This is a genomic window from Campylobacter concisus, assembly GCF_002913865.1.
GTDB classification, from domain to species: Bacteria; Campylobacterota; Campylobacteria; order Campylobacterales; family Campylobacteraceae; genus Campylobacter_A; species Campylobacter_A concisus_AM.
Window position 1 is genome coordinate 1 of sequence record NZ_POYX01000007.1, and the last position, 3,046, is coordinate 3,046.

2 protein-coding genes and 1 pseudogene are annotated in these 3,046 nt (G+C 41.1%); all 3 read left to right on the forward strand.

The window, feature by feature from the left end:
• Nucleotides 1-189: 189 nt before the first annotated feature.
• Nucleotides 190-681, forward strand: a pseudogene (petA, locus tag CYP77_RS00250) (ubiquinol-cytochrome c reductase iron-sulfur subunit); the annotation flags it as partial.
• Nucleotides 682-691: 10 nt separating this feature from the next.
• Entirely contained in the window at nucleotides 692-1,936 is a 1,245-nt protein-coding gene (locus tag CYP77_RS00255) for a cytochrome b (protein WP_103567973.1), read from the forward strand.
• A gap of 2 nt (nucleotides 1,937-1,938) precedes the next feature.
• Nucleotides 1,939-2,979 carry a c-type cytochrome gene (locus CYP77_RS00260; RefSeq protein WP_103567974.1) on the forward strand — a complete coding sequence of 347 codons (1,041 nt, stop codon included), beginning with the start codon at nucleotides 1,939-1,941 and terminating at the stop codon, nucleotides 2,977-2,979.
• Nucleotides 2,980-3,046: the final 67 nt, after the last annotated feature.

Sequence of the window (3,046 nt, forward strand, 5' to 3'; positions counted from 1 at the left end):
AAAATGAAAGAAAGAAAGAAGTGATTGTTTAAAGGCGATTTTAGATTAATTTATTTCAAATCTAAGTATAATAGAAGCTTTAATACACTTTAGTTTTATAAACCATATTATGAGTTTATAATATTTTAATTTATAGGAAGTTTAATCGTATAGATTTTATTTAGAGAAAGGAAATTAGTGTGAGTAAAGAAAGGAAGAGACAGCTTCATAGGTCTTGTTTTTGTTGCCGTAGCAGCTGTTGGAGACGCGATGTCACTAGTTGCCATGAAAAAGACCTGGGATCCGCTCCCTAGCGTAAAAGCTGCTGGTTTTACAACCGTCGATCTAAGCCCGATCAAAGATGGCGAGATGAGACAGGTTGAGTGGCGTAAAAAGCCTATTTTCATCCTCAAAAAAAGTCCAGATATGGCTAAAAACGACAAGAGAGATGTTGTCGTTGGAGATGCGAGATATGTAGTTCTTATCGGACTTTGCACACACCTAGGATGTATCCCTGAGTACAAGTCTAGCAAGCAAATTTTTGTCTGTGCCTGTCATGGCGGCGAATTTAACGTCGATGGCATACAGACATACGGACCTCCACCAAGACCGCTTGATATTCCACCATTTAAGATCGATGGAACCAAGCTAGTTCTAGGCGAAACAAGCCCAGAATATGAAAAATTAGTAGCTAAAGCTTAGGAGGTTAGCGATGTCTTTATCTCATAAATCAACTGGCGTTATTGACTGGCTTGACCAGCGCCTAGCTTTTACAAAACTGATGAAGGTTCTAGTTAGCGAATACTGGATCCCAAAAAATATAAATTTCCTTTGGGCGATGGGCGTTATCCTAACGACACTTTTCTTACTTTTGATCATCACTGGCTTTTTGCTTATGATGTATTACAAACCAGACATACATTTAGCCTTTGATAGCGTAAATTACACTATCATGCAAGAGGTCGAGTACGGCTGGCTGTGGCGTCATATCCACGCGATTTCAGCATCGACTATCTTTCTTATCATGTATATCCACTTGCTTACTGGACTTTACTATGGCTCATACAAAAGAGGCAGAGAGGTCATTTGGGTAAGTGGTATGGTGCTATTTATCTGCTTTTCAGCAGAGGCATTTAGCGGCTATATGCTCCCATGGGGTCAGATGAGCTACTGGGCGGCTACTGTTATCACTCAGCTCTTTGGTGGCGTGCCAGTTATCGGCGATGCTTTGGTTGAGTGGATCAGGGGCGATTATGCAGTTGGCGACTCGACACTTACAAGATTTTTCATGCTTCACGTATGCTTGCTACCACTTGTGACTATCGTTGTTTTGGTTATCCACTTCTACTCATTAAGAGTTCCTCACGTAAATAACCTAACAAGCGAAGATATCGACTTTGACGTAGAGGCTGAGGTCTATCTACACGGTGACAGAGCAAAAGCTAAAGTTATACCATTTTGGCCAGGATTTTTGGCAAAAGACTTCATGTATGTATCATTTTTTATGATCTTTTTCATGTATCTAGTCTGCTATCACTTTAACTTTGCGATGGATCCTATCAACTTTGAGCCAGCAAATCCGCTAAAAACTCCACCACACATCTACCCAGAGTGGTACTTCTTGTGGCAATATGAAATTTTACGTGGCTTCTTCTTTGATATAGCTGGAATTTCAGCTTATAACATCGGTCTTATCGCGTTTGCCTTTGCGGGCGTGGCATTTATGCTTATACCTATACTTGACAGAAGTGACCTTGTGGCACCAGCTCACAAAAGACCGCTATTTTTCGTGTGGTTTTGGGTGCTAGTTGCTGACCTTATCGTCTTATCTATATATGGCAAGCTTCCAACAGGCGGTATCAACGACTGGATAGGATTTTACTCGTCACTACTATTTTTGGTGCTATTTATAATCGCACTTCCAGTTATCACAATACTTGAAAGAAAAAGGGGCTAATCATGAAAGAGCTTAAAATTTTTGCCATCGTTGTTATCCTTTCAGGTATTTTATACTGGGGTATCGAGCCTTACGCTCACACAAAGCTTCATCCGCACACTGCAAATGCCGAGTACAACTTCTCAAAAGAAGATACTGACTACGCTAAACACTTTTTAGAGCAGAAAAAAGAGGCGCTTGAGGCTGCAAAAGCTAGTGGCAACAAGGCTAGCATCGATGCAGCTACAAAAGATGTTGAGACGGCACAAAAAATTCTTGATGACTACACAGCATTTTGGGCTGATATAAACTCTATCGACCTTGCGAAAGGTGACGCTGCAAAAGGTGCTGAGACATTTGGCGCAGCTGGATGTACAGGATGCCACGGCATCGAAGTAGCTGGCATGCCAGCTAGTATGGACGCTGAGACAGCTAGCCAAAGCTTTGGCGTAGTGCCACCAGATCTTAGCACAGCTGGTAAAATTTATGACGAGAGATTTTTAGCTGCACTCATCAAAAATCCAACTATGGCTGTAAAACTATCTCATAAATTTAACGACGAGCATCCTTATCCGATGACTGCATTTATGGGTGCTGGCGGCGACATAAACGCTGAGATCGCTGACATAGTTGCTTACCTTAAAAAGGTATCAGCTGACGCAGATGCAAAGAGCAAGATCACCGAAGAAAAGGTCTTTGCTGACGCATGTCAAAGATGCCACGATATGAAGTATGATAAAAAATATACTCTTGGCAACAAAGTAAGCCTCGCAGCTTATATGGGTTCAAACCCACCTGATCTATCTATGATGATCCGCTCAAAAGGTGCAGACTACTTGCATAAATTTATAAACGATACTCAAAAGATGCTTCCAGGCACTGCGATGCCTAGAGTTGGCTTAAACAAAGCTGCTGAAGATGACATAGTATCTTACATCCAAAAAGTAGGTGACAGTAAAAAGGCTGAGCGCGAGAGCACTGGCATTTACGTGATGATCTACTTCTTTATCTTAGGAATTTTCGCTTGGCTTTGGAAACGCAAAGTCTGGAGCGAACTCCACTAAAATTTAAGAGCCTTTTTGGCTCTTAAATTCTCTCTAGTAAATTTACATATATAAATAGGTATATGAA